The following is a 22,136-nucleotide window of genomic DNA, read 5'->3' as shown; positions in this document are numbered from 1 at the left end:
CGGCGAGTTCGGCCAGGCGCCGTGCGTCCCGGTCGTGCGCATGGCCCGGGAGCGCGGACATCGACCGTATCCGCCCCGGAGGCGGCGGATCCTCCAGGTACCGCTCCAGGTCGGCCAGGGCACCGTGCACGCCACCACGGCGGGAGACCCACCCACCGCTGCCTCCGGGGTCGGCGACGGGGGCCGGGAAGTCGTCGTCGCCAAGCTGCTCCCGCCAGGACGTCCACTGCAAGGCGATCTCGTCCGCGGCCAACCGCCGCTGTGCCGCACCCCATGCGGAGGTGTCGGCCGGCGCCAAAGGCGCGGGATCCCCCGGCGCAGCCGGCGGGTCGTGCGGGGCGGGCACACCGGGCGCCGCCACCGACAGGGCGAGCGGCCACCCCGGAAGGGCGCACACCACGCTGTCCTCTCCCGGTGACAGGCCGTACTCCATTCCGCAGTCCCACGCGGCGACCGCCACGGCGACCAGCGACACGTCACTCACCGCGACCGTCCAGCGAGCCCCGGCACCGTCCTGCCCGAGGACCAGCCCGTACCCCTCGGCGTACGGTTCGAGCCCCAGGGCCCGGCACGCCTGCGGGTAGTCGTCGCCGAGCACGCTGGGAAACTGCGCGGGTGTCAGGAGTACGGCGGTGAGTACGTACAGCGAGTCGTCCGGGCCCGTCCTGCCGGCCCCGTGCTCCCCGCCGGCCGTGCCGGCGCCCACGTTCTCGCCCGTCGTGCTCATGGCGGCCTCCCGTCGTCCCGTCGCACTCGCCCGAGAGTGCCGGTCGGCGCACCGTACCAGCGAGTAACCCCCGAGTCGAGAGCTCAGCAAGAAGCAGCGGAGCAGCGGGCGGCCGGACGGAGAGTCACCGACTACGGTCATGCGCTTCCGGGCCCCGCGGGCCCCTCCGTGAACCGGGACGGGCGGAGCCGCCGCGCCCCTGCCGGGCGGGCTCCTTCCGCCCGCCCTGTCCGCCACCCCGCGGGCCGATGAGGAGAGCCGCGTGTCCCGGCCCCGTCCCCACCACCCCGCCGGCGGGGGCGCCGGGACCACACGGCAGCCCGCGGGTCGATCCGGCCGCCTCGGGGAACGGGCCGGCCCCGCCGTGCCGGTACGCCGTTCCCCACGGGCCACCGCCCGGTCCGCAGCACGCCGAGCATGGGACGGGCGGGCCGGTCGCGGCAGGTGTGCCCTGCGCCGGCCCGGCCCTCCCTCCACGGCGCCTCCCCCTTCGGGGAGTCTCAGCCGACGCGGTCGGCGAGCACCAGGAAGCGGGCGTCGGTGTCCTCGTACGTGACCATGTGCCAGCCCGAGTCGGCCAGCAGGGGGCGGAGCCTCGGCTCCGCCCTGAGGTCGTCCTCGGTGAGCTGCCGCCCGTGCCGCGCGGCGAGTGCGGCCCGGCCGATCGGGTGGAACAGCGCGAGGCGGCCGCCGGGACGCACCACGCGCGCCAGTTCGCGCAGGTCCTCGGCGGGCCGGGCGAGATGCGACACCAGCCCCGCACCGAACACCGCGTCCAACGCCCCGTCGCGCAGGGGCAGCCGCCCGACGTCCCCGAGCACCAGCGCCGCACTGCGGTCCCGACCCGCCCGCACGGCCTGCGCCAGCATCGCGGGGGTGAGGTCGACGCCCACGACCGTTCCGGAGGGGCCGACGGCCTCCCGCAGCGCGGGCAGGGCGCGCCCGGTACCGCAGCCCGCGTCCAGGACGGCGTCGCCGCGCCCCAGCCCCAGGTCCGTGACCGCGGCGGCGTACGCAGGCCCGTCGTCCGGGAAGCGGCTGTCCCAGTCGGCTGCCCGTGCAGCGAAGAACGCCTGGACGTCCGAGTGCTGTTCGCTCATGGGCTCATCATTCCTCACCCTTCCGCATGACCGCCTGTGCGCACGTTCGGAAGGGCGCGGTCGTCGACGGTTCCCTCCCTGTCATCTTCCGTCGCCTTTCGAAACGTGCGCCCTGCGTCCGCTCCCCGCGGGGCTACCGTCCCGGACTCATGGGACACCTGGACCACGCCGCCTTCGGCTGGCTGACCCCCGTACTGTCGTACGTCATGGCCTGTACGGGCGCCGCCCTCGGGCTGCGCTGCACCGTGCGCGCCCTGGACTCCTTCGGCGCCGCGCGGCGCAACTGGCTCCTGACCGGCGCCTCGGCCATCGGCACCGGCATCTGGACGATGCACTTCATCGCCATGCTGGGCTTCACCGTCGTCGGAACCGACATCCGCTACGACGTGCCGCTGACCCTCCTCAGCCTCGCCGTCGCCGTCCTCGTGGTCGGCACGGGGGTCTTCGCCGTCGGCCACAGCCACGGCCGCCCGGCCGAGGCCCTTCCCCCCGACGGCGCGGCGCGTACCGGGACGGCCGCCCGTGCGGCGGCACCGGGCCCCCGCGACCACCGGATGTCGCTGGCCGTCGGCGGGCTCACCACCGGGCTCGGCGTCGCCAGCATGCACTACCTCGGGATGGCCGCGCTCCGGCTCCACGGCGCCGTGCACTACGACCCGCTGCTCGTCGCCCTCTCCATCGGGATCGCGGTGGTGGCGGCCACCGCCGCCCTGTGGGCCGCGCTCAACATCCGCACGCCCGCGGCCGTGGCCGCAGCATCACTCGTCATGGGCGCCGCGGTGAGCAGCATGCACTACACCGGCATGGCAGCGGTGACCGTCGAGGTGTCGCCGTCGGCGGAGCCGCTGACCGGGGCGACCGCGATGCAGTTCATCTTCCCGCTCGCCGTCGGCCTCGGCGCCTACCTCTTCATCACGTCGGCCTTCGTCGCCCTGTCCCCTCCAGTAGGTGACCGCGCCGCCCGGCACGGGCACTCCGGGCCGGACGCTGTCCCGGAACCCCCGCCGCGGGGAGCCACCGACCCGTGGCCGCGCGAGCACCACCCGCCCGGTCGGCGCCCCCAGCCGCAGCCGTGACGGCACCGGCACCGCACACCACCACCCCGACCGGAACCAAGGACAGGCCATGAGCACATCCCGTATCTCCGGCGCCGCCCTGCACACGCCACGCCCGCAACGGGGCCGCCGTGCCCACGCCGCACTCGCGGACAGCCGGCGGAGACACGCGCCCCGCACCGGGGCGCACCGCGAACACGCCACAGGACGCAAGGCGGCCAGAACCCTTCGCGCACGCATCATCTCCCTGCTCATGGTGCCCGTCGTGTCCCTGCTGGCCCTCTGGGGCTTCGCCACCGTCACCACCGCCCAGGACGTGGCGGCCCTGAGAGCGGCACACCTCGCCGACGAGCGCGTGGGCGTCCCCGTGGCCGCGGCCGTCACCGCCCTCCAAGCCGAACGCCGCGCCGTCCAGCGCCAGATGGCCGCACCCGGCCCCACCGGCGCGGACGCACTCGGACGGAGCATCCGCGACACCGACACCGCCCTCGCCCGGCTCCGCCTGGACGGCCGGTACACCACCGCGGACGCAGGCGGCGTGCCGCCCGAAACCGCCGACCGGGTACGCCGCTTCGTCGAGGCCACTGCGGGGCTCCCGGCCCTGCGCGCCCAGGCCACCGCAGCCGGGTCGCTCTCCGGCGACCACACGCAGAAACGTTCTCCCCTTTCGCTGGAACGCCTTCATGACACCTACACCGCAGCCGTCACCGCCGGTCTGGCCGTCCACGGATCGCTGACTGCGCTGCCGGGAAAGGGAAACGGCGCCCACGCGCGCGTGGCACTGGACCTCGCCCACGCACGCGAACTCCTGGCCCGCGAGGACGCCGTGCTCAGCACCGCGCACCTGACCGGCAGCCTCCCCGCACACCGCTTGCGGGAGTTCACCGGCGCCGCCACCGCCCGCCGCACCCTGCTCGGGTCGGTGGCCGCCGACCTCCCCGAACCCGCCCGTGCCTCCTGGCGCCGCCTCGCGTCCGGCGACGCCCACCGCCGGCTGCTGGCGGCAGAGGACGCTGTCACGGCCGCCGCCGCAGGCCGCCGGGCCGCCGCGGCAGTGCCCGCCGCCACGTGGGAACCCGTCGCCACCTCCCTGAGCGCGGCCCTCGACGCGCTCCAGGCTGAAGTCCGCCGGTCCGCGACCGGTCAGGGCCGCTCTGCTGCCTCCGCCGCGCTGACCCCCGCGGGGGCAGCCGTGCTCCTGGGCCTCGGCGCCGTCGCCGCCTCGCTCGTCATCTCCGTGCGCATCGGCCGCCGCCTGGTCGTGGACCTGGTCGGCCTGCGCGACTCCGCGCTCGGCATCGCCCACCGCGAACTTCCCGACGCGATGCGCCGGCTCCGCGCCGGCGAGGCCCTCGACGTCGACGGCGCAGCACCGCAGGACCCACCCGCACAGGACGAGATCGGACAGGTCCGGCAGGCCCTCGCCACCGTCCACCACGCCGCCCTCGGGGCCGCCGCGGAGCGCGCCGAGCTCGCCGGCGGCATCTCCCGCGTCTTCGTCAACCTCGCCCGGCGCAGCCAGCTCCTGGTCCACCGGCAACTCGCCCTGCTCGACAGCATGGAACGCCGCGCCGACGACCCCGCCGCACTCGGCGACCTCTTCCGCCTCGACCATCTCACCACCCGCATGCGGCGCCACGCGGAGAACCTCATCATCCTGTCCGGCGCCGCCCCCGGGCGCGCCTGGCGGACCCCCGTACCCCTCACCGACGTCGTCCGTGCCGCGGTGTCCGAGATCGAGGACTACGCGCGCGTGGAGGTACGCCCCTTGCCCGCGGCAGCCGTGTCCGGCGGCGCCGTCGCCGACCTCACCCACCTCCTCGCGGAACTCGTCGAGAACGCCACACAGTTCTCCCCGCCCCACACCCGGGTACGCGTCAGCGGGGAGCCGGTCGGCAACGGCTACGCGCTGGAGATCGAGGACCGCGGGCTCGGCATGGGCGGCGAGGCACTGGCCGGCGCCACCCGGCGGATCGCCGGCTGCGAGGCCCTCGCCCTCTTCGACAGCGACCGGCTCGGCCTCTTCGTCGTCAGCCGGCTCTCCGCCCGCCACGCCATCAGGGTCCACCTCCGGCCCTCCCCGTACGGGGGCGTCACCGCCGTCGTGCTCCTGCCCACCGGCCTGCTGCCGCGGCGCGGCCCCGCCGTACCCGGGATCCCGGGCACCCGGGCACCCCACAGCTCCGCTGACGCCCACCGTCCCGTCCCCGCTTCCGCACCGCGACCGGCGGGGATCCCGGCGGCTCCCGCGGCCGCCCTCCGGCCGACGCCCGCCGTGCGGCACTCCACCCTCGCGTCGGACACCGGTGCTCACGAAGAAGGCCCGGAACCGGCCGGGAAGGCCGACACACCCGCCGAGCCGCGGGAGGCCGCCCGCGCCGCCGACCAGACCCCACCGCCACCTGCGCGAAAGGCAGCCGGCAGTCCCGTGGGTCACCGCACGCCCACCGCATCACCGGGCGGTCTCCCGCGCCGCACCCGGCAGGCGAGCCTCGCCCCCCAGCTGCGGCAGGAGGCCCCCGCCCCCACCGACCCCTCCACCCCGGACACCGGCGGAACCACCGTCGAACGCACGCCGGAACAGGTGCGGGCGCGCATGACCGCGTACCGCGACGGCTGGACCCGCGGCGGCGGCGCTGTCCCCGGCCCCCTGGCCGGCCACCCGGGCGCCACCCCGCCCCCCGTGTCCCGGCCCCGCACCCTCACGGCCCGGGGCAGCGAAGGAGACGCACGATGACCGGGTACGAGGACCTCACCGCTCCGGCCCCCCGGCCGGTCGGCGGACTCGACTGGCTGCTGGACGATTTCGTCACGCGGCTGCACGACGTGCACCACGCCGTCGTGCTGTCCGACGACGGCGTCCCGGTGGGCAGTTCCCGCTCCCTGGGACGGGCCGACGCCGAGCACCTCGCGGCCGTCGCCTCCGGCTTCCACAGCCTCGCCAAGGGCACCGGACGGCACTTCGACGCCGGCGCGGTCCGCCAGACCTTGGTGGAAACGGACGACGCGTTCTTGTTCGTCGCGGGCGCGGGGGAGGGCTCCTGCCTCGCCGTGCTCAGCTCCGCGTCCGCCGACCTGGGGTTCGTCGCCTACGAGATGGCCCGCCTCGTCAGGCAGGTCGGCGAGCACCTGCGCACACCGCCCCGCGCCCCCGCCGCCCTGCGCACCGCGGGCCGGGGCGGCGGCGACTCATGACCACGTCGCACGGCGGCCCCCCGGTTCCGCCCTGCCCCGCACGCCGCTGGTACGACGCCGACGCGGGGCCCCTCGTCCGGCCGTACGCCATCACGGGCGGCCGGACCCGGCCCGGCGCACCCACCGTCCGCCTCGACCTCATCGCCCTCGTCGTCCCGGCCGGTGACGCGCCGTCGACCCGGACGGACGACGCCGTCCTCGGACCCGAGCACGGCGCCTTGCTGGAACTCTGCCGCACCGACCTGCGCTCCGTCGCCGACCTCGCCGCGGAGGCGGACCTGCCGGTCGGCGTCGTCCGCGTGCTCGTCGGCGACCTGCTGGACGCAGGGCTCGTCCGGGTCACCCGCCCCGCCCCCGCCGCACAGCTCCCCGACGCACACCTGCTGAGAGAAGTGATCCATGGCCTCCGAGCCCTCTGACCCGGACTGCATGTCCCTGAAGATCCTCGTCGCCGGCGGCTTCGGAGCCGGCAAGACCACCCTCGTCGGCGCCGTCAGCGAGATCCGCCCCCTGCGCACCGAGGAACAGCTCAGCGAGGCCGGCGAAGCGGTCGACGACCTCGGGGGAGTGGAGCGCAAGGCCACCACCACGGTCGCCATGGACTTCGGCCGCATCACGATCCGCTCCGGCCTGTCCCTCTACCTCTTCGGCACACCGGGACAGGAACGCTTCTGGTTCCTCTGGGACGAGCTCGCCCGCGGAGCCCTGGGGGCCGTCGTCCTCGCCGACACCCGCCGCCTGCAGGACTGCTTCCCGGCCGTCGACTACTTCGAGCACCGCGCCATCCCCTTCCTGGTGGCCGTCAACCGCTTCCCCCAGGCGCCGGACCACTCCGCCGACGACGTGGCGCAGGCCCTCGACCTCGACGCGGGCACTCCGGTCGTCCTCTGCGACGCCCGTGCCCGCGCCTCCGGCAAGGACGTGCTGATCCGGCTGGTCGAACACGCCGGGCGCGTGTACGCGGCCCGCATCCTCGCCTCGGTACCCTGACCGGCCGGCGCAGGCTGCACCGCGTACCGGATCCGTGACGCGGTGTCCTGGAGGGTGCTTGCCCCTCCCTCGTCCGTGGGTAAGGCTTACGCCGATACGGGGAACGGGGACAGACGAACGGGGAGGGACGAGCATGGCGCTCGAAAAGGAGCTCGACTGGCTGCTCGACGACCTGACCAGTCGCGTGGCACGCATACGCCATGTCCTGCTGCTGTCGAACGACGGACTCGTCACCGCGACTAGCAGCGGACTGCCGGGGGAGGACGCCGAGCACCTCGCGGCCGTCTGCTCGGGCCTGCACAGCCTCGCACGCGGCTCCGGCCGCCACTTCGGGGTGGGCCGTGCGCGGCAGACCCTGGTGGAGTTCGACGGGGCGCTGCTCTTCGTGACCGCCGCCGGCGAAGGCAGCTGCCTGGCCGTGCTCACCGGTGCCGATGCGGACGTGGGCCGGGTCGCCTACGAGATGACCCTGCTGGTCAACCGTGTCGGCGAACACCTGGCGATCGCCGCACGACGGCCCTTCCCCCGCCGCACGCCGTAGTCGCCCCCGATCGGGTTATCCACAGGCGCAGCGGCGGGCGACGACTCGGCGCTACCTTCGTCACAGAGAGTAAGGGAATCGACGGGGGAGGCCGCAATGACGACCGCAGACACCATGAACACCCTGGCGCCGACGCGCGCAGCCCAGGAACTCATGCTGCGCAGCAACGAGTTCGCGCTCGCCGTCCACCTCGGGCTGGTGCGGGCCCCGGCCGCCGCGCCCGGCGAGCGCCGACGGATCCCCTGGGAGGAGGTGCAACGGCTCCGGGCCGAGCCGGACTTCCCGGACGGCCTGCGGGAACGCGTCCGCACCTTCGGCACCGCCCAGGCCGCCGACCTCGCGGGAATCACCCCGGACCGCTTCGTCAAACTGGCCAGGACCGGCCACTTCACGCCCATCGGCCACTACGTCAACCGGTACCGCGCGGTCGTCTGGCTGTACCTCGGAGACGATGTCCGTGCCGCCGCCGCGTGCCACCGGACGCTCCTCGACGGCCGACTGCCGCGCTCACTGCTGGTCCGGCTGCGGGACGGCGCCGACGACCGCCCGCGCACCTGGCGGAGCCGCCGCCTGGGGCTCCTCCTCGGCGAGAGCCGCGACCCCTGGAGGCGGGCTGCCGTCCTTGCCTCCTTCCTCGCCCCGGCGCTGCTGGCCGATGAGGTGGCCGACCTCTCCGAGCGGGCCTTCCTGGACCGGATCCGTCCTGTGCCGCTGCACGGCCGTGCCGAGCGGCCGGCCCGGCAGGTGGCCGAGCGTCTGCTGTACGCCTCGGAACCCGACGAGATCCGCCACTACGCCACCCTGCTGCGGGAGGAACTGCGGGACGCCCGCGCTCTCCGCCCGGCCCCGCGTCCCCCGGACGACCTGCCGCGGACGTGCCCCGGACCGACTCCGCCGGTCCTCTCGGCCGAGCCGCGTCCAGGGCTGCTCGGGCGGCTGCGCGCCTCGTCCCTGTTGCCGCGGCGCACCCGTGCCCGCCGGCCCGTCTCCTGCACGAGCCCCACGTGACGAGAGGTCAGGGAGGACTTCACACGGAGCCTCGGGGCACGACGGCGGCCAGCACGTCGGGCAGCGGGAACCAGTCGGCGGACACGACGCTGGAGTGCCGGCCCGCGAGCAGTTCCACCCGGCCGAGCGCCTCGGCCTCCGTCGGGCGGACGCCGTCGATCGCCGGTGCCACCCGGTGCGCGTCGGTCGTGACGACGAGGTAGCTGCGCCGTGCGTACCAGGCGGTGTCGATGGTCCCGCCCGTGAAGACGGAGGCATCCCCGTCGAACACGACGAACCACGGCCTCAGCCCGGCGTCCCCGTACCGCTCCCGCGGATCGCCCGACTGGGCTCCGTGGACCGCGGGGAACGCGGCCGCCTCCGGCAGCCTCCCCTGAGCGGCCAGAGCCCGCAGGTGCTCGGCGTACTCACGGTCCGTCCACAGGGTGTCCGCGGGATTACCCTCCTCCACCGTGCCCGGGATCAGCTCGACGACGAACTTGCCGGCCATCGCGGAGCGCGCCGGCCAGCCGTCCGTGCGCACCGCCGTGTCCAGGTCCGCGTGCCCCCGCACGAGGTCGGCGGGTCGGAAGAGGGCGTCTCCCAGCCGCTGCGTCAGCAGAGCGTCCAGAGCGGCGGGCCCGCGCCCGTGACGGCCCTGGAACCCGTCCTTCAGTTCGATCTTCAGCAGCACGGGGCGGTGCCCCGGGTGGGCGTCGTGCCACGCCCGGATGTCAGCCAGGCACCCGCCGAGATCCCGGTTGCGCGGCTTGCTGCGCAACTCGCCGGAGTGGGAGGCGTTCTCGCAGTTGTTGTCGTTGCCGAAGGGATTGCTGTGGGAAACCCGCCAGGACCTGCCGAACGCGTTGGTCCACACATCCAGCTCCAGCATCCCTGCGCCCGAGTCCAGGGCGTCGGCGAAGTACCTGAACTTGTCCTTCTCGTAGGCGTTGTGGACCCCGACCCACGTCGACGTCGCGTACGACGTCTGCCCGGCGTCCACGGCACCGGCCGGCGCCGGCCCCAACACCAGGGCGCCGGCCGTGACGGCGGCAACGGTGGAGCAGGCAGCACGCGACAGCACTCTCATGAGATCCCCTGCTTCCCGTCGACCGGTGCGAAATCGACGGCAGAGTAGGGGAGTCGGGTGAAAGAAGGGAGACCTGCGACGTACCGGCCGGCGACGCGCCGACTGCGAAGGCGGTGAGCGCCGCGGTGCGCCCCGCAGTCGGCTTGTGGCGTACGGGAGGCGACAGGGACAGGCTCCGCAGGAACGCGGCGGCGGCACCGAGCCGTGAGACCGGCTCGGCACACCCGGCGGCACCGTGCCACCGGGTGCCGCGCCCGTCGGGGCTCCGCCCCGCCGACTCACCTCCACTGAGGGCACGCGGCGGCACGTGTGCCGCCGGCCGCGTCCCGTGTCCTTTCGCCCCGGAGGTGCCGGCCCTGACGACCTCCGGCACGGTGACCGCCAGGGCGCGCGACCGCTGGGGCCCGCGCCTGCCGGGGTGTGTGTCGGCCGGACGCTGCGGGGGCGGTGCTTGCGCCGGAGGCTTGCCGTCGGGGCGTGCGCCCCCGGGGCTCGCGCCGGACGGAAAGTGCGGCCACGGGGCTTGGGCCTGCTGGGGCCCGCGTCCGCCGGAGCCCGGGTCCGTCGTGACTTCGCGGGTGACCTTGTGACTGGTAGGGCTTCGTCCGCCGCAGCGGGGCCTTGCCGGGGCCCGGGCCGCCCGGTGGCGCCTCGGTCTGCCGGGACGCACGCCCCATAGGGGACGGAGACGGAGCCGCGCCCCGGGGCCGCAGGTGCACTGAGGGCGGGGCGGGCACCGAAACGGGACGCGGACGAAGGAGCGGCCCGGGGTGCGTCCCGCCGGCGACCCGGGCAGCATGGGCGCATGTTGCTCGCTCGACTCGCCGACGTGTCCCAGGAGGTGGCCGCCGCTTCCGCGCGCTCGCGCAAGACCGCCGTCCTGGCCGAGCTGTTCGCGGCGACCGACCCGGCCGAAGCCCCCCTCGTCATCGCCTACCTGGCCGGCCGTCTCCCGCAGGGCCGCATCGGCGTCGGGTGGAGCACCCTCCGTCAGGAGGTCCCACCTGCCGGCCACGCCACCCTCACCGTCGCCGACACCGACGCGGCCCTCACCGCGGTCGCCCTCGCCACCGGGCCGGGCTCCCGAGCGGAACGGCAGGGCATCCTGCGGGACCTCATGGGCGCCGCCACCGCACCCGAGCAGCTGTTCCTCACGAGGCTCCTCACCGGTGAGATCCGGCAGGGCGCCCTCGACGCGATCGCCCTCGAAGGCGTCGCCGCGGCTGCGGGCGCGCCCGCAGCCGACGTGCGCCGCGCCGTCATGCTCGACGGGTCCTTGCCGAGGGTCGCCCAGGCCCTCCTGAGCGAGGGACCCGCGGCGGTGGACCGGTTCCGGCTGCGCGTCGGCAGTCCCGTGCAGCCGATGCTGGCCCACACCGCCAAGAGCGTCGCCGACGCCCTCGCCGCCGTAGGGCCCTGCGCCGTGGAGGAGAAACTCGACGGCATCCGGATCCAGGTGCACCGGAGCGGTGACGACGTCCGGATCTACACCCGCTCCCTCGACGAGATCACCGACCGCCTCCCGGAGGTCGACGCGGCGACCCGCGGGCTGCCCGGGGACGACTTCATCCTGGACGGTGAGGTCATCGCACTGGACCCGGCGGGTCGCCCCCTGCCGTTCCAGGAGATCGCCTCCCGCGTGGGCTCCCGTGCCGACGTGGCGGCCGCCGCGGCCGCGCGACCCGTGTCACCGGTCTTCTTCGACGTACTGGCGTCAGGCGGAGCGGTACTCCTCGACCTGCCCGGTCACGAGCGGCACACCGTGCTCAGCCACCTGGTGCCCGAGCCCATGCGCGTGCGCCGCACCCTCGTCACCGATCCGGCCGAGCCGGCCCAGCGCGCGCAGGCGGAGGCGTTCCTCTCCGACACGCTGCACCGCGGCCACGAGGGCGTCCTCGTCAAAGCGCTCGACGCCGCCTACACCGCCGGCCGCCGCGGGAGGTCCTGGCTCAAGGTGAAACCGGTGCACACCCTGGACCTCGTCGTCCTGGCCGCCGAATGGGGCCACGGGCGGCGCACCGGTCTCCTGTCCAACCTCCACCTGGGCGCCCGGGCAGCCGACGGCTCGTTCGTGATGCTCGGCAAGACCTTCAAGGGCCTCACCGACGACATGCTCCGCTGGCAGACGGACCGTCTGCGGGAGATCGCCGTCACGGACGACGGCACGACCGTCCACGTGCGCCCCGAACTCGTCGTCGAGATCGCCTACGACGGGGTCCAGCGCTCCCCCCGCTATCCGGCGGGGATCACCCTGCGCTTCGCCCGCGTCCTGCGCCACCGCCCGGACAAGCCCGCCGCCCAGGCGGACACCGTCGACCGGGTCCTCGCAGAGGGCTCCCCTCACTCCCGCATCGTGTAGCGGCGCCGCGCCCACAGCGGCAGCACGAACCAGCTCACCAGATACCACGCCGTGACCCCCGCGACCAGCCACGGCACGTACGGGTCGTGCGTCGCCACGCGAAGCACCAGCAGCAGAGCCGAGACCATCGTCAGCAGCAGGAGCAGCAGCCCGACGAACGTCAGCCGGGACGCCCATTCGACCGTCTGCGGCTTGATCCGCCGCCCCGAGACGATGCGGTGGAACGCCACCGGTCCTATCAGCGCCCCCGAGGCGGTCGCCGCGAGCACCACGGTCGTGACGTACAGGACCTTGTCCCCACGGGACAGGTCCGTGAACCGCGACGTGAACACCACTGTCAGCAGGAAGCCGAAGAGGATCTGCACGCCCGTCTGGGCGACGCGGATCTCCTGCAGCAGTTCACCCCACCGCCGGTCCGCGCGCTCCTCCGGTGTCTCGTGCCGTCCCCGAATCGTTCCGTCCCCGTCCGGCATGGCGGCCTCCTGCAGTTCTTCCGTGTCCTTCGCATCCCTCCGCACCTGCCGCGGCCCGTCTGCACCGCCGTCGGCCGCGACCCGCACGCGGCGCGGCGCCGCTACGGCACCGGAAGGAAGCTCCCGGGTGTCGCACCGGCGGTGCGCCCGCACCCGGGGCCCGCACCCCATGCTCGTACCGCACAGCTGTGAGCAGCCCGTACGAGAACGAGGAAGGCGGTCGGAGCGGTATGCCCCGCGCGGCGATCTTCGATGTGGACGGAACGCTCGTCGACACCAACCACCTCCATGTCACCACCTGGTGGGAGGCCTTCCGGCAAGCCGGCCACGACGTGCCCATGCACGCCGTGCACCGGGCCGTCGGCCTCGGCTCCGCAGATCTGATCGAACACCTCCTGGATCCGGGGCGGGACCGTGCGGGCGACTCCGGGCTGAGCGCCGCGCACACCACCCTCTACGGGACGTACTTCGACCGCCTCCCGGCCTTCCGCGGAGCGGGCCGACTGCTGAGGACCCTGGCCGACCGGGGCTGGGCGGTCGTGCTGGCCACCTCCGCCGGAGGAGCGGAGCTGTCGGCGCTTCGCCGGGCGATCGACGCAGACGCCGCGATCACCGCCACGGCGAGCGCAGACGACGTCGAACACGGCAAACCCGCTCCGGACCCGGTGCGGCGCGCCCTCGACGGTGCAGGAGCACCGTCCGACAGTGCCGTCTTCGTCGGGGACACCGTCTGGGACATGAAGGCCGGCACCCGCGCCGGGGTCACCTGCGTGGGTCTGCTGTGCGGGGGCATTCCCGAGGCGGACCTCACCACCGCGGGGGCCCGGGCCGTGTACGCCGACCCGGCGGACCTCCTCGCCCGGCTGGAGGAGAGCCCGTTCGGTTCCGCCCCGCGGGCCGGTCGCTGAACGGCGCCCCGGCGTCCCCGTCGGCCGCGCTCCGAAGTCAGCCCTTGCCCAGCTCGCGCCGCAGCTCCGCCTTGTTCATCGACGAGCGGCCGTGCACGTCCCGCCGCTTCGCCTCCTCGTACAGCTCGTCGTAGGCCGGGCCGCCGGAGCCTCCACTCGAACGCCGCCCGCCCCGCTCCGAGGGCGACGCCCCCTTCCGGGAGCTCTTGGACGACGTCTTCGACTCCCCGCCGCGGGCCCGCTCCTTGTTCACCGTACGGGCGGCGATCTCCTTGGCGCGCTTCTCGCTCTCGCCCCGTTCTACGGCGCCTTCCTTGATGTGCTCGTACTGGCGCTCACGCTTGGAACTCGATCCTGCGGGCATCGTGTACCTCCTGTCGGCTACCGCTGCCGTGCGGCCCCCGTGCTCCTCATCCCGTACCGGGCAGCGGCCGGCCCAAACGCTCCGGGTCCCGTCCGGAGTGGCAGGCGGGCCGCTTCCGTGGCGCGATGGGGACGTACGTACGGCAGACCGAGGCCGTCAGAGACGTGGAGGCAACCAGACGTGGAGAACCGCATGCAGAGCGACCGCACCGACCCCGCCTCGGGGCGCACCGCCCCGGAGCACCCCGCCCACTGCGACGTCACGATCCAGCTCAGTGAGTGCGGTCGTACGGACGCCGTGGCCGTCTTCGACGCGCTCGACCACGTGTTCGCCGGGTGCGAGGACGTCGCCCCGTCGCCGCGGCCGGCGGCGGGGCGTGAGCCGACCGTGTGGATGGCGACCTTCGACAGTTCGACTCCGCGCCCGGCCGCGGAGGAACCCGGCCCCCCGCCGCTCTCCACCCCGGTCGAGGCACTGCTCACAGGTGACCACCATGCTGTGGCGGAGGTGGAGAAGGCCATGGAGCGGCTCTTCGAGATCCGCTCCCTCCAGTCGGTGTCCGGGGAGCACGAGAAGGAGTCACGACTGCTCCTCGCACCCCGCTGACCTGGGCGGGCCGGCTCGCTACGGTGCGGGCGCCCAGGCCTGGACCACCGAACCACCCACCGCGCCCGGCCGGCTCCCGCCGCGCCGGGCGCACCCGTTCCGCGCAACCGTGAGAGACGTTCAGGGGCCTGGCTCCCCTGCCGCCAGGGGGTCGTCGCCCTTCCGGAGGCGTGAGCGGCGTCTTCGGGCCCCACGGCGGCCCCTTTCGCCGTGCATCTGCCGACATCGCCGGAGCAGGAGCATCCTGGAGGGGATGGGGGCACGCGCCGACCGCACGCCTCCACGGAGCGGAGGTGAGGACATGTCCGCCGCGGAGAAGGTCCTGCTGGTCGACGACCACGAGGACAACCTGTTCGCCCTGCACAGCGCCCTTTCCCCGCTCGGCTACCCGCTGGAGTCGGCCACCAGCGGCGACGCCGCCCTGAAGGCGGTGCTCCGCGGAGGCATCGCCGTGACCGTCCTGGACGTGGTCATGCCCGGCGTCAGCGGACTCGACGTGCTGCGCTACATGCAGCGGCTCGAACAGACCCGGCGTATCCCCGTCATCCTCGTGACCGGCATGGGCGTCGACACCCAGCTGTCCCGTACGGCGATGCGCCTGGGAGCCGCGGACCTGCTGGTGAAGCCGATCGATCCCTGGTCGCTCTGCATCAAGGTCCGCTACCTGCACCGCTTCTCCCGACCGGACCCGCCCGCTCCCGGGGCCGTCTCCACCCCGGCGCGCAGCCCGGCCACCGCGGACACCCCGCGCTGAACGGGGCGCTCCGCCGCCGTCTGCCGGCCGCGGCCACCGGGCCGGACCGACTGCCGCAGGCATTCAGGAGCCCGCCCGGTTGGCGCCGCAGTCCCCACTGAGGACCGGCGGAGCACCGTTCCCGGCCCCGGCATGCCGCGGCGCCCGCGCCGTGCCGGGGGCAGGGGGAGGCTGCCGCCGCTGGGCACGACGCGGGCGCCGTCCGGTGAGGTCGCGCCTCTCGGCGCGTCTCGGCGCGTCTCAGAAGGAGAAGACGCTGGTGCCTTCGACGCCGAGTTCGCACGAGTTGCCGTACGTCCGCTCGAAGTCGACGCGCCGGCCTTCCCAGACGCCCTGAGCGGTGACGACGACGGGGTCGTAGATCTTGATGCAGGCGCGCTGCTCGTCGCCCTGCAGGGCACTGAACTCACCCTGCACGTCCCAGAGCGTGGCGCAGGCGTCCTGCGCCGCCGGGTGCGTTCCGCCCGGCGAGGGGACGCAGGTGAGGGTGACCGCGCGCAGCGGAGTCGAGTGCGTGGCGTTCTCCCCCTTCGCCACAGTGAGGACGACGGCGCTCGGTGCGTACAGCCGGGTCTCCGCCTCCGCGGCCCGGGCGACCCCGGCCGACCCGGCGGCCTGGGCCGTCGCGACTGCCGCGGGTGTCATGGTGCCCATGGCGGCGAGGGCCGCTCCGCATACGGCGGCGCGTTTCAGCGGGGTCCACATGTGTGCCATCTCCCTGTTCGTTGAACTTCGTGAACTTCATTGGAGTACCGCCGGGTCCATCCGGACTCCGGCGGGTACGGAGCACAGCCTGCCGGGCCCCGGCTGTTGACGCACATTCAGCGGAGCTTTTCAGTTTGGTCTGTTATTCAAACAGTGACGCGAAGTCGACGGTTGCTGCTCCACTTCTCAGTGGTGACGTCCTGTCACTCCTGGTCAACATGCGGTCGCCGAGTGATGTTCAACGGTGCACCATGAGCAGAATGCTGCGGTGAGTGAACTGCAACACGTCCGAAATGTGGCGGCAACATGCTCGTATCGCTCCTAATCGTTCTCGCTGAGGCCATCGAGGGCGAAGTCGACGACCGACCACGGCGTGACCATGTCCTTCTGTACCAGCGCGACGGTGTCGCCCGACTCGGCGGGTGCGGCGTACGCCGGTGCCGCAGCGGTGGCCGCGGCTGCGCCCGTGAGCAGGCTGATGGCGGCCAGTGCGGTCGTGCGGAGGGTCATGGGCGGGCTCCTCGTGGGCGGCGTGGTCGGCGGATGGTGCGGGCGCAGGGGGGCCTGCGCGGCCCCCGTTCCGGTCGTCGCGCCGGTCAGGCGCTCCGGGCGGCCGGTCCTCGGGGACGCGCGGCTTCCCCCGAGGCTGATCAACGACGCTCTGCCGCAGAGGTGTCGTCCGGCGTCCTGCGTGCGGGGGGTGGCCGCGGTGCAAGGTGTCCTGTCGGTCGCGCCGAGCCCCGTCGACAGCGCGTCCGTTATGTCCATCGAAGATCCATTTGACCCGAATGGAGTAGTAGGAGTTAGATGGTCGTAAAGGGCAGATAAAGGCTTCTACAGGAGGCGGGCCCGCAATGACCACCCACCCGACCATCGAGCAACACCCTGACCTCGCCGAGATGCGCGCCCGGTTCGAGCAGGCCACGACCACCCCGCGTGCCCAGGCCGTCGAGGCCCTGGCCCTGATCACCGGTGTGTACCTGGCCGCTTCGCCGTGGATCGCGGGCTTCAGCGGGCTCACGACGCTGGCCGTGACCAACCTGATCCTCGGCATCGCCTACGCCGCGTGCATGGGCGGCTTCGGATCCGCGTACGAGCGGACCCACGCCATGGCCTGGTGCGCCGTGGCCATCGGCGCCTTCACGATCGTCGCGCCGTGGGTCGTCGCCGGCAACGTCGACACGACCCGCACCGTGTGGAACAACGTCATCGTCGGTGCCGTCGCCCTGCTGCTCGGCGCCGCCATGGCGGCCACGGGTGAGCGTCGCGCCGGATCGTCGCGTTCCTTCGGCGGGCGCGGGAGCCGCACGCCCTGACCTGAGAGGCACAGCCGCGGGCCCCGGACGCAGCACCGCGTCCGGGGCCCGCGGGGCGACCGCCCCGCCCACGGCGTTCCGTACCCGCCGTCACACGACGGGCGCCGCGTGCCGCATCGGCGTCAGCTGCTCGATGTCGTACCGGGCCCGCAGGGCGGCGATCGCCGCATGGTCCGGGGGCCCGCCCGACTCCAGGATCTCCAGCAGCTCCTCGAAGTAGCGCTCGTGGTCCGGGGGAGGGGACGCCTGGAAGAACATCGTGGCCGGCTCGCCGGAACGGTTCGCGAACGCGTGGGGGCAGCCCGGCGGCACCACGATCACCGTGCCCCGCGTCGCCTGCACCGTGCGCAGCCCCGTCGGTGACTCCCAGTGGCGCCAGTCGTCCTTCGTCCGCACGCGCGGCTCGAAGGCCAGCACCTCCAGCTCGCCGTCCAGGACGTAGAAGAGCTCCTCGCTCTTGGTGTGCACGTGCGCCCCGACATCGAAGCCCGGCGGCACCACCACCTCGAAGCTGGACGCCGCACGCGCGTGCTCACCCGTGACCTTGAACGTCACCTGGTGCGCGGGCGCCTTCAACGTCCGCCCGTGCCCCATCGGCACCAGCAGCCCCTCCGAAGCGTGCGCCGTCACGACCACACCACCGGCATGGACTCCGGTCCGCGGATCAGCGCACCCTTGCGGAACCGCACCTCCCGCGCCGGCACCGCGAGCCGGATCCCGGGGAAGCGCTCCGCAAGGGCGTCCACGAGCAGCTCCGACTCCAGCCGGGCCAGCATCGCCCCGACGCAGAAGTGCGGCCCGTATCCGAACGCCACATGCGGGTTCGGCGCCCGGTCGAAGTCGATCCGGTCCGGCTGCGGGAAGACGTCCGGGTCCCGGTTGGCCGCCAGGTACGACACGTAGACGGCCTCACCCGCCCGGATCCGGGCCCCCGCGACCGTCACGTCCTCCAGGGCGATCCGGGAGAGGCCGACGGCGCTGCGGTGCGGGATGTAGCGCAGCAGCTCCTCGATGGCCCGGGGTCGCACCCCGGGGTCCTCCCGCAGCCGGTTCATGAGGTCCGGCCGGTTCAGCAGGATGAAGAGCATGTTGCCCGTGTTGTTGGTGACCGCCTCGCCGCCGATCTGGATCAGCAGCGCCAGCCCCACCGACTCCGACGGGGTGAGCTCCCCGGCCGCCACGGCCGTGGACAGCAGACCGACGACGGTCTCGTCGTCGTCGCCGCCCTCACGCTCCCCGCGCATCAGCTCCGCGAAGTAGCCGCACATCTCCTCCTTCGCCCGCTGGCTGCGCTCGGCGCCCTGCGCGGACGACAGGATGAGGTTGGTCCACTCGTGCATGCGGGGACGGTCGGGGGCGGGCACACCCATGAGCTCGCACACCACGGCGAGCGGGAACGGTCCGAGCAGCCGTTCCGTGAGGTCGGCCGGCGGCCCGTCCCGCAGCACCCCCTCCACCAGCTCGTCGAGCATCCCCCGGGCGCGGTCCCTGAGCCGCTCCACCCCGCGCGTCGTGAACGCGGGAGCCACGGCACGGCGCAGCCGCGTGTGGTCGGGCGGGTCCTCGAACCCCACCGCCCCGTCGACCGGGATGAAATGCGGCGCCAGCCGCGTCACATCGTGGTCCACGACCAGCTTCCGGCTGAACCGCGGATCGTTCGTCACCATCCGCACGTCGTCGTACCGGGTCAGCAGCCACGCCCAGCCGGAGCCGTTGGGCAGCTTGATCCGGGTCACCGGCCCTTCCTGCATCAGCCGGTCCAGCACGGGATCGAACTCGACCCCGTGCAGGTCCAGTGCGGGCCAGTGCCGTACGGGCGGCAGTACCGGGGCGGTCTGCGTCGCCGTCTCATCCCACACGGTGCGTTCCCTCCGTCAGCGGCGCGTCCCCGGTCAGGGCCACGGTGGCCGCCTCCGAGAGGGCGACCCGTTCGGGCAGGCCGCGACCGGCTCCCGCCGTCCGCGCGGTGTCCGCGCCCGACGTGGTCCACCGGCCGAGCGACATCTCCGCCGTGATGCCCGGCCCGAAGCCGGCGAGCAGCCCGCGTGCGGAGTCCCGTGTACCGCCCTCGTCGAAGAGCCGCCGCAGCGCGTCCAGGACGACGGCGCTCGCGATGTTCCCGTACTCGGTCAGCGTCGCCCGGCTGAACCGGAACGCCTCCGGCGGCACCCCGAGGAACTTGCTGAGGTCGTCCAGGATGCGCGGTCCTCCGGCGTGGATGATGTAGAAGTCCAGGTCGGAGGCGTCCCAGCCGTGCTGACCCGCCAGTTCCTTGAGCGCCGGGGCCAGCGGCTCCATCGTGCCGGGAACCCGCTTGTCCAACTTGAAGTGGAACCCGGTCGACTTCACGTCGTACGCGATCCAGTCGACCGTCTCCGGAACCAGGTACGAGCCGTTGCGCTCCAGCGCCACGCCCGTACCGCCCTTGCCGCGCATCACCGCGGCGGCCAGACCGTCGCCGAACAGCCCGTTCGACAGCAGGTTGCCGACGCCCAGGTCCGCCGGCTGGTAGCACAGCGAGCAGAACTCGCAGGCCACGATGAGCGCATTGGCGTCCGGGTAGGCGGTGCAGAAGTCGTGTGCCCGGTTGACCGCCGCCCCGCCCGCGGCGCAGCCGAGCTGGGCGATCGGCACCTGCCGGGTGTCGCTGCGGAATCCCATGCTGTTGATCAACCACGCCGTGAGCGACGGCATCATGAAGCCGGTGCACGACACGTAGATGATCACGTCGATGTCGGCGGGGCGCAGCTCCGCGTCGTCGAGCGCCCGGCGTATGACGGCGGGCACCCGGGCCTTCGCCTCGGCTTCGTAGACGGCGTTGCGCTCCTCGAAGCCGGGGTGCTTGAGCGTCTCCTCGATGGGACGCAGGAGGTGCCGCTTGCGTACGCCGGTGTTCTCCATCAGCCGAAGGGCGAGCGGAAGCTGGGGGTGGTCCGCGTGGATGGTCCGCGCCAGGTCGAGCGTCTCCTCCATGGTGATCACATGCTCGGGGACGGACACCGCGGGTCTGCACAACGTGGCCATGACGTCGAGCCCTTTCGTCGCGTGTTGCTCGCGTTCACTCAAAGGATCGGCGAGCCGTCGCAACCGCGCGCGTCGAGGCGGCTCCGTCCCGTCACCGCCGGGCCTCCTCGCGACGGGCCCGGTCGCGTGCCCGCCCCTGGCCACCGGCGCCGCGGGGACCTTCGACCCCTCTCCGCGATCCTCACCCGTACGGCCCCGCCCGAAAGCCCCGCCGGACGGGTGGCCGCCTCCCGCGGCGTCACCGGATGCGCACGCCGAGCGACCGACGCACGATGGACCAATGCACCACCCGCTACGGATAGTTCACGGTTCACCCACCGCTGCGGAACTCGCCGCCGTCACCGCCGTGCTGAGCGCGGTGGTGTACGGGACGGTCGCCGGCGTGGACGGGCACCACCGGGTGCACCGGGCTCACCGGCCCGACTGGGACCGCGCCTGGCGCCCCCACCCGGTCCCGCACTCCTGGTGCACCCGCGGCCACATGCCGTTCCACCGCCCCTGAGGAGCGACCGCGGCGACGCGGCAGGACAGCCGGACAAGGCCCGGGCCCGCCCGTCGGGCGACGGACGGGACGCCGGGCCGGCGGCGCCCGAGGCTCGCACCGCACGGGCCGGGAGTTGCCGGCCGACCGTGGGCAGCGACGGGGCCCGGCCCGTCCCTCGGCCGGGCCGCGGGCGCCGCGGCACACGGGCCTCCCCGGTCACCCACGTCCACTGAGCAGGGGGACGCCCGAGGTGACGGGTGGCGGTTGAGCGTGCCGCGCAGGACGCACCGGCGCTGCAGCTGCCGCCGCAGCGGCGCCCGCGTCCGGGCCGCACCCTGCGCCGGGTACCGGGGAGCGCGTGCCCGGTCGTCGCGGCCCCCATCGCGCGTGACGTCCTCCCGCCGTCCGGCGCCGCAGCGCCGCCCCTGCCCCAGCGGACCAGCAGCGACGGCCAGGACGCAGCCGCGGCGACCCGCGCCCGGTCCGTCCCCTGCCGCCCGCCCCCCCTGAGGCGGCACCGCTCACCCGCGCGCGGGGGGCCCACCGCCGGTTCCCGCCCGGGCGCGGGTCAGCCGTCGCTTCGGTGGCCGGTCGCTCAGCCGAACCGCCTGGCCATGGCCCGGAAGACCCCCGGCGCCGCCCCGCGAAGCCGTGCCGGGCCCGCCAACCAGCGTGGCAGGAAGGTTTCCTCACGGCCCCGCACCGCTGCCTGCCACACCGCCTCCGCGACGCGGTCCACCGGCACCGGCCGCGGCCACGCCCGGTGGTAGGGAGCGCCCCGGTGCGCGAAGAACGGTGTGTCCACGGCACCCGGCAGGATCGTCGCGACCCGCACCCGCGTACCCGCCAGCTCGTAGCGCAGGCTGTCCGCGAACGCCACCAGTCCGCCCTTCGTCGCCGCGTACACGGCCTCGTTGGCCACCCCGACACATCCGGCCATCGAGCCGATCAGCACCACGCGCCCCACCCCCCGGGCCACCATCCCCGGCAGCAGCAGCCGCACCAACTGCACGACCGACGTCAGGTTGACCGCCACCACCCGCTCCACCGCCGCCGCGGGCATGTCCACGAACGGCCCGGCCCAGCCGATGCCCGCCGACGCGACCAGCACATCGACCCGCCCCGTACGCTCCAGGGCCCCGTCCGCCAGACGTTCCACGCCACCCGGCTCACCCAGGTCCGCCACCAGCGCCCCGCCCCCGGTCCGCAGCGCCACCGCGTCGAGCCGCTCCTCGCTGCGGCCGGACAGCAGCATCCTCCAGCGCCCCACACCGTCGGCGGCGAACCGGTCGGCGACCGCCTCACCGATGCCCGACGACGCCCCGGTCACGAGAACGACCGGCCGATCCGGTCCCGCCATGCCCACCTCCGCACCCACCGACTGCCGACAGGCCCGCGGCAGCCGCCGGGAACCCCACCCCAGCCTCCCGGTTTCTCACCGCACCGCCCACCGGGGAC

At 74.1% G+C, this 22,136-nt stretch carries 24 protein-coding genes; 13 read left to right on the top strand and 11 right to left on the bottom strand.

Going from position 1 to position 22,136, the window contains the following annotated elements; genetic code table 11:
* Together BJP40_RS23410 and BJP40_RS23405 are read right to left on the bottom strand one after the other, a co-directional pair.
* Window positions 1–727: hypothetical protein (locus BJP40_RS23410; RefSeq protein WP_071282129.1), on the bottom strand; the 727-nt coding region annotated here is incomplete at its 3' end.
* Between the two features lie 500 nt (window positions 728–1,227).
* Entirely contained in the window at window positions 1,228–1,827 is a 600-nt protein-coding gene (locus tag BJP40_RS23405; RefSeq protein WP_071282128.1) for a class I SAM-dependent methyltransferase, read from the bottom strand.
* A gap of 149 nt (window positions 1,828–1,976) precedes the next feature.
* Between BJP40_RS23405 and BJP40_RS23400 the strand changes: the two genes are divergently transcribed.
* The 7 genes from BJP40_RS23400 to BJP40_RS23370 all read left to right on the top strand — a co-directional run bounded on the left by BJP40_RS23400 (window position 1,977) and on the right by BJP40_RS23370 (window position 8,616).
* Entirely contained in the window at window positions 1,977–2,903 is a 927-nt protein-coding gene (locus tag BJP40_RS23400) for an MHYT domain-containing protein (protein WP_079171397.1), read from the top strand.
* 49 nt (window positions 2,904–2,952) lie between these two features.
* Entirely contained in the window at window positions 2,953–5,619 is a 2,667-nt protein-coding gene (locus tag BJP40_RS23395) for an ATP-binding protein (RefSeq protein ID WP_079171400.1), read from the top strand.
* Window positions 5,616–6,077 (top strand): roadblock/LC7 domain-containing protein, encoded by a 462-nt coding sequence (locus BJP40_RS23390; RefSeq protein ID WP_071282127.1) that lies wholly within the window; start codon window positions 5,616–5,618, stop codon window positions 6,075–6,077. The genes BJP40_RS23395 and BJP40_RS23390 overlap by 4 nt, the downstream gene beginning before the upstream one ends.
* Entirely contained in the window at window positions 6,074–6,496 is a 423-nt protein-coding gene (locus BJP40_RS23385) for a DUF742 domain-containing protein (protein ID WP_071282126.1), read from the top strand. The genes BJP40_RS23390 and BJP40_RS23385 overlap by 4 nt, the downstream gene beginning before the upstream one ends.
* Window positions 6,477–7,067, top strand: a complete 591-nt coding sequence (locus BJP40_RS23380; RefSeq protein WP_071282125.1) for an ATP/GTP-binding protein — start codon at window positions 6,477–6,479, stop codon at window positions 7,065–7,067. The genes BJP40_RS23385 and BJP40_RS23380 overlap by 20 nt, the downstream gene beginning before the upstream one ends.
* Before the next feature lie 133 nt (window positions 7,068–7,200).
* Entirely contained in the window at window positions 7,201–7,608 is a 408-nt protein-coding gene (locus BJP40_RS23375) for a roadblock/LC7 domain-containing protein (protein WP_071269248.1), read from the top strand.
* Between the two features lie 96 nt (window positions 7,609–7,704).
* Window positions 7,705–8,616, top strand: a complete 912-nt coding sequence (locus tag BJP40_RS23370) for a DUF6397 family protein (RefSeq protein WP_071282124.1) — start codon at window positions 7,705–7,707, stop codon at window positions 8,614–8,616.
* A 19-nt stretch (window positions 8,617–8,635) separates the two neighbouring features.
* On the opposite strand, the gene BJP40_RS23365 is transcribed toward BJP40_RS23370, so the two are convergent.
* On the bottom strand, window positions 8,636–9,685 hold the full coding sequence (locus tag BJP40_RS23365; RefSeq protein ID WP_071282123.1) for a phosphatidylinositol-specific phospholipase C domain-containing protein: 1,050 nt from the start codon (window positions 9,683–9,685) through the stop codon (window positions 8,636–8,638).
* An 805-nt stretch (window positions 9,686–10,490) separates the two neighbouring features.
* On the opposite strand from BJP40_RS23365, the gene BJP40_RS23360 reads away from it, so the two are divergent.
* A complete protein-coding gene (locus tag BJP40_RS23360) occupies window positions 10,491–12,044 on the top strand; it encodes an ATP-dependent DNA ligase (RefSeq protein WP_071282122.1) in 1,554 nt (517 codons plus the stop codon).
* Here BJP40_RS23360 and BJP40_RS23355 read toward each other — a convergent pair.
* Window positions 12,026–12,517, bottom strand: coding sequence for a DUF6328 family protein (locus tag BJP40_RS23355; protein WP_071282132.1), 492 nt, complete (start codon window positions 12,515–12,517; stop codon window positions 12,026–12,028). The two genes, BJP40_RS23360 and BJP40_RS23355, sit on opposite strands and share 19 nt — an antisense overlap.
* Window positions 12,518–12,747: 230 nt before the next feature.
* Between BJP40_RS23355 and BJP40_RS23350 the strand changes: the two genes are divergently transcribed.
* On the top strand, window positions 12,748–13,425 hold the full coding sequence (locus tag BJP40_RS23350; RefSeq protein WP_071282121.1) for an HAD family hydrolase: 678 nt from the start codon (window positions 12,748–12,750) through the stop codon (window positions 13,423–13,425).
* 37 nt (window positions 13,426–13,462) lie between these two features.
* Here the strand turns inward: BJP40_RS23350 and BJP40_RS23345 are convergent, their stop codons facing one another.
* Window positions 13,463–13,789: a plasmid stabilization protein gene (locus BJP40_RS23345; RefSeq protein WP_071282120.1), complete on the bottom strand. Its 327-nt coding sequence runs from the start codon at window positions 13,787–13,789 to the stop codon at window positions 13,463–13,465.
* Window positions 13,790–13,981: 192 nt separating this feature from the next.
* Between BJP40_RS23345 and BJP40_RS23340 the strand changes: the two genes are divergently transcribed.
* Complete coding sequence (locus BJP40_RS23340) at window positions 13,982–14,395, top strand: hypothetical protein (protein ID WP_226962828.1); 414 nt, start codon at window positions 13,982–13,984, stop codon at window positions 14,393–14,395.
* Window positions 14,396–14,696: 301 nt separating this feature from the next.
* On the top strand, window positions 14,697–15,149 hold the full coding sequence (locus BJP40_RS23335; RefSeq protein ID WP_071282119.1) for a two-component system response regulator: 453 nt from the start codon (window positions 14,697–14,699) through the stop codon (window positions 15,147–15,149).
* 240 nt (window positions 15,150–15,389) lie between these two features.
* On the opposite strand, the gene BJP40_RS23330 is transcribed toward BJP40_RS23335, so the two are convergent.
* Together BJP40_RS23330 and BJP40_RS23325 are read right to left on the bottom strand one after the other, a co-directional pair.
* Complete coding sequence (locus tag BJP40_RS23330; protein WP_079171396.1) at window positions 15,390–15,854, bottom strand: subtilase-type protease inhibitor; 465 nt, start codon at window positions 15,852–15,854, stop codon at window positions 15,390–15,392.
* A 321-nt stretch (window positions 15,855–16,175) separates the two neighbouring features.
* Window positions 16,176–16,364, bottom strand: a complete 189-nt coding sequence (locus BJP40_RS23325) for a hypothetical protein (protein WP_071282118.1) — start codon at window positions 16,362–16,364, stop codon at window positions 16,176–16,178.
* Between the two features lie 344 nt (window positions 16,365–16,708).
* On the opposite strand from BJP40_RS23325, the gene BJP40_RS23320 reads away from it, so the two are divergent.
* Window positions 16,709–17,170 carry an SPW repeat protein gene (locus BJP40_RS23320; protein WP_071282117.1) on the top strand — a complete coding sequence of 154 codons (462 nt, stop codon included), beginning with the start codon at window positions 16,709–16,711 and terminating at the stop codon, window positions 17,168–17,170.
* A gap of 90 nt (window positions 17,171–17,260) precedes the next feature.
* On the opposite strand, the gene BJP40_RS23315 is transcribed toward BJP40_RS23320, so the two are convergent.
* Genes BJP40_RS23315 through BJP40_RS23305 form a run of 3 tightly spaced genes read right to left on the bottom strand, consistent with a single transcriptional unit; the run spans window position 17,261 to window position 20,194 of the window.
* Window positions 17,261–17,764 carry a cupin domain-containing protein gene (locus tag BJP40_RS23315; protein ID WP_079171399.1) on the bottom strand — a complete coding sequence of 168 codons (504 nt, stop codon included), beginning with the start codon at window positions 17,762–17,764 and terminating at the stop codon, window positions 17,261–17,263.
* Between the two features lie 32 nt (window positions 17,765–17,796).
* Complete coding sequence (locus BJP40_RS23310) at window positions 17,797–19,029, bottom strand: cytochrome P450 (RefSeq protein WP_071282115.1); 1,233 nt, start codon at window positions 19,027–19,029, stop codon at window positions 17,797–17,799.
* The gene (locus BJP40_RS23305; RefSeq protein WP_079171395.1) at window positions 19,019–20,194 is read right to left on the bottom strand and encodes a type III polyketide synthase; all 1,176 of its coding nucleotides are present in this window, start codon (window positions 20,192–20,194) and stop codon (window positions 19,019–19,021) included. Before BJP40_RS23305 ends, BJP40_RS23310 begins: the two co-directional genes overlap by 11 nt.
* A 280-nt stretch (window positions 20,195–20,474) precedes the next feature.
* On the opposite strand from BJP40_RS23305, the gene BJP40_RS33240 reads away from it, so the two are divergent.
* The gene (locus BJP40_RS33240; protein WP_107416844.1) at window positions 20,475–20,696 is read left to right on the top strand and encodes an acyl-CoA carboxylase subunit epsilon; all 222 of its coding nucleotides are present in this window, start codon (window positions 20,475–20,477) and stop codon (window positions 20,694–20,696) included.
* Window positions 20,697–21,273: 577 nt separating this feature from the next.
* Here BJP40_RS33240 and BJP40_RS23300 read toward each other — a convergent pair.
* Complete coding sequence (locus BJP40_RS23300; protein ID WP_071282114.1) at window positions 21,274–22,038, bottom strand: SDR family oxidoreductase; 765 nt, start codon at window positions 22,036–22,038, stop codon at window positions 21,274–21,276.
* Between the last annotated feature and the right edge of the window lie 98 nt (window positions 22,039–22,136).

It is taken from the genome of Streptomyces sp. CC53 (genome assembly GCF_001865245.1).
Taxonomy (GTDB): domain Bacteria; phylum Actinomycetota; class Actinomycetes; order Streptomycetales; family Streptomycetaceae; genus Streptomyces.
The sequence above is the reverse complement of the archived record's forward strand: the minus strand, read 5'-3'. Positions and strand labels throughout refer to the sequence as shown.

Excerpts from the sequence above, each read along its gene's own strand:
- BJP40_RS23405 (WP_071282128.1), bottom strand. The coding sequence starts at position 1,827 with ATGAGCGAACAGCACTCGGACGTCCAGGCGTTCTTCGCTGCACGGGCA.
- BJP40_RS23400 (WP_079171397.1), top strand. The coding sequence starts at position 1,977 with ATGGGACACCTGGACCACGCCGCCTTCGGCTGGCTGACCCCCGTACTG.
- BJP40_RS23395 (WP_079171400.1), top strand. The coding sequence starts at position 2,953 with ATGAGCACATCCCGTATCTCCGGCGCCGCCCTGCACACGCCACGCCCG.
- BJP40_RS23390 (WP_071282127.1), top strand. The coding sequence starts at position 5,616 with ATGACCGGGTACGAGGACCTCACCGCTCCGGCCCCCCGGCCGGTCGGC.
- BJP40_RS23385 (WP_071282126.1), top strand. The coding sequence starts at position 6,074 with ATGACCACGTCGCACGGCGGCCCCCCGGTTCCGCCCTGCCCCGCACGC.
- BJP40_RS23380 (WP_071282125.1), top strand. The coding sequence starts at position 6,477 with ATGGCCTCCGAGCCCTCTGACCCGGACTGCATGTCCCTGAAGATCCTC.
- BJP40_RS23375 (WP_071269248.1), top strand. The coding sequence starts at position 7,201 with ATGGCGCTCGAAAAGGAGCTCGACTGGCTGCTCGACGACCTGACCAGT.
- BJP40_RS23370 (WP_071282124.1), top strand. The coding sequence starts at position 7,705 with ATGACGACCGCAGACACCATGAACACCCTGGCGCCGACGCGCGCAGCC.
- BJP40_RS23365 (WP_071282123.1), bottom strand. The coding sequence starts at position 9,685 with ATGAGAGTGCTGTCGCGTGCTGCCTGCTCCACCGTTGCCGCCGTCACG.
- BJP40_RS23360 (WP_071282122.1), top strand. The coding sequence starts at position 10,491 with ATGTTGCTCGCTCGACTCGCCGACGTGTCCCAGGAGGTGGCCGCCGCT.
- BJP40_RS23355 (WP_071282132.1), bottom strand. The coding sequence starts at position 12,517 with ATGCCGGACGGGGACGGAACGATTCGGGGACGGCACGAGACACCGGAG.
- BJP40_RS23350 (WP_071282121.1), top strand. The coding sequence starts at position 12,748 with ATGCCCCGCGCGGCGATCTTCGATGTGGACGGAACGCTCGTCGACACC.
- BJP40_RS23345 (WP_071282120.1), bottom strand. The coding sequence starts at position 13,789 with ATGCCCGCAGGATCGAGTTCCAAGCGTGAGCGCCAGTACGAGCACATC.
- BJP40_RS23340 (WP_226962828.1), top strand. The coding sequence starts at position 13,982 with ATGCAGAGCGACCGCACCGACCCCGCCTCGGGGCGCACCGCCCCGGAG.
- BJP40_RS23335 (WP_071282119.1), top strand. The coding sequence starts at position 14,697 with ATGTCCGCCGCGGAGAAGGTCCTGCTGGTCGACGACCACGAGGACAAC.
- BJP40_RS23330 (WP_079171396.1), bottom strand. The coding sequence starts at position 15,854 with ATGTGGACCCCGCTGAAACGCGCCGCCGTATGCGGAGCGGCCCTCGCC.
- BJP40_RS23325 (WP_071282118.1), bottom strand. The coding sequence starts at position 16,364 with ATGACCCTCCGCACGACCGCACTGGCCGCCATCAGCCTGCTCACGGGC.
- BJP40_RS23320 (WP_071282117.1), top strand. The coding sequence starts at position 16,709 with ATGACCACCCACCCGACCATCGAGCAACACCCTGACCTCGCCGAGATG.
- BJP40_RS23315 (WP_079171399.1), bottom strand. The coding sequence starts at position 17,764 with ATGGGGCACGGGCGGACGTTGAAGGCGCCCGCGCACCAGGTGACGTTC.
- BJP40_RS23305 (WP_079171395.1), bottom strand. The coding sequence starts at position 20,194 with ATGGCCACGTTGTGCAGACCCGCGGTGTCCGTCCCCGAGCATGTGATC.
- BJP40_RS33240 (WP_107416844.1), top strand. The coding sequence starts at position 20,475 with ATGCACCACCCGCTACGGATAGTTCACGGTTCACCCACCGCTGCGGAA.
- BJP40_RS23300 (WP_071282114.1), bottom strand. The coding sequence starts at position 22,038 with ATGGCGGGACCGGATCGGCCGGTCGTTCTCGTGACCGGGGCGTCGTCG.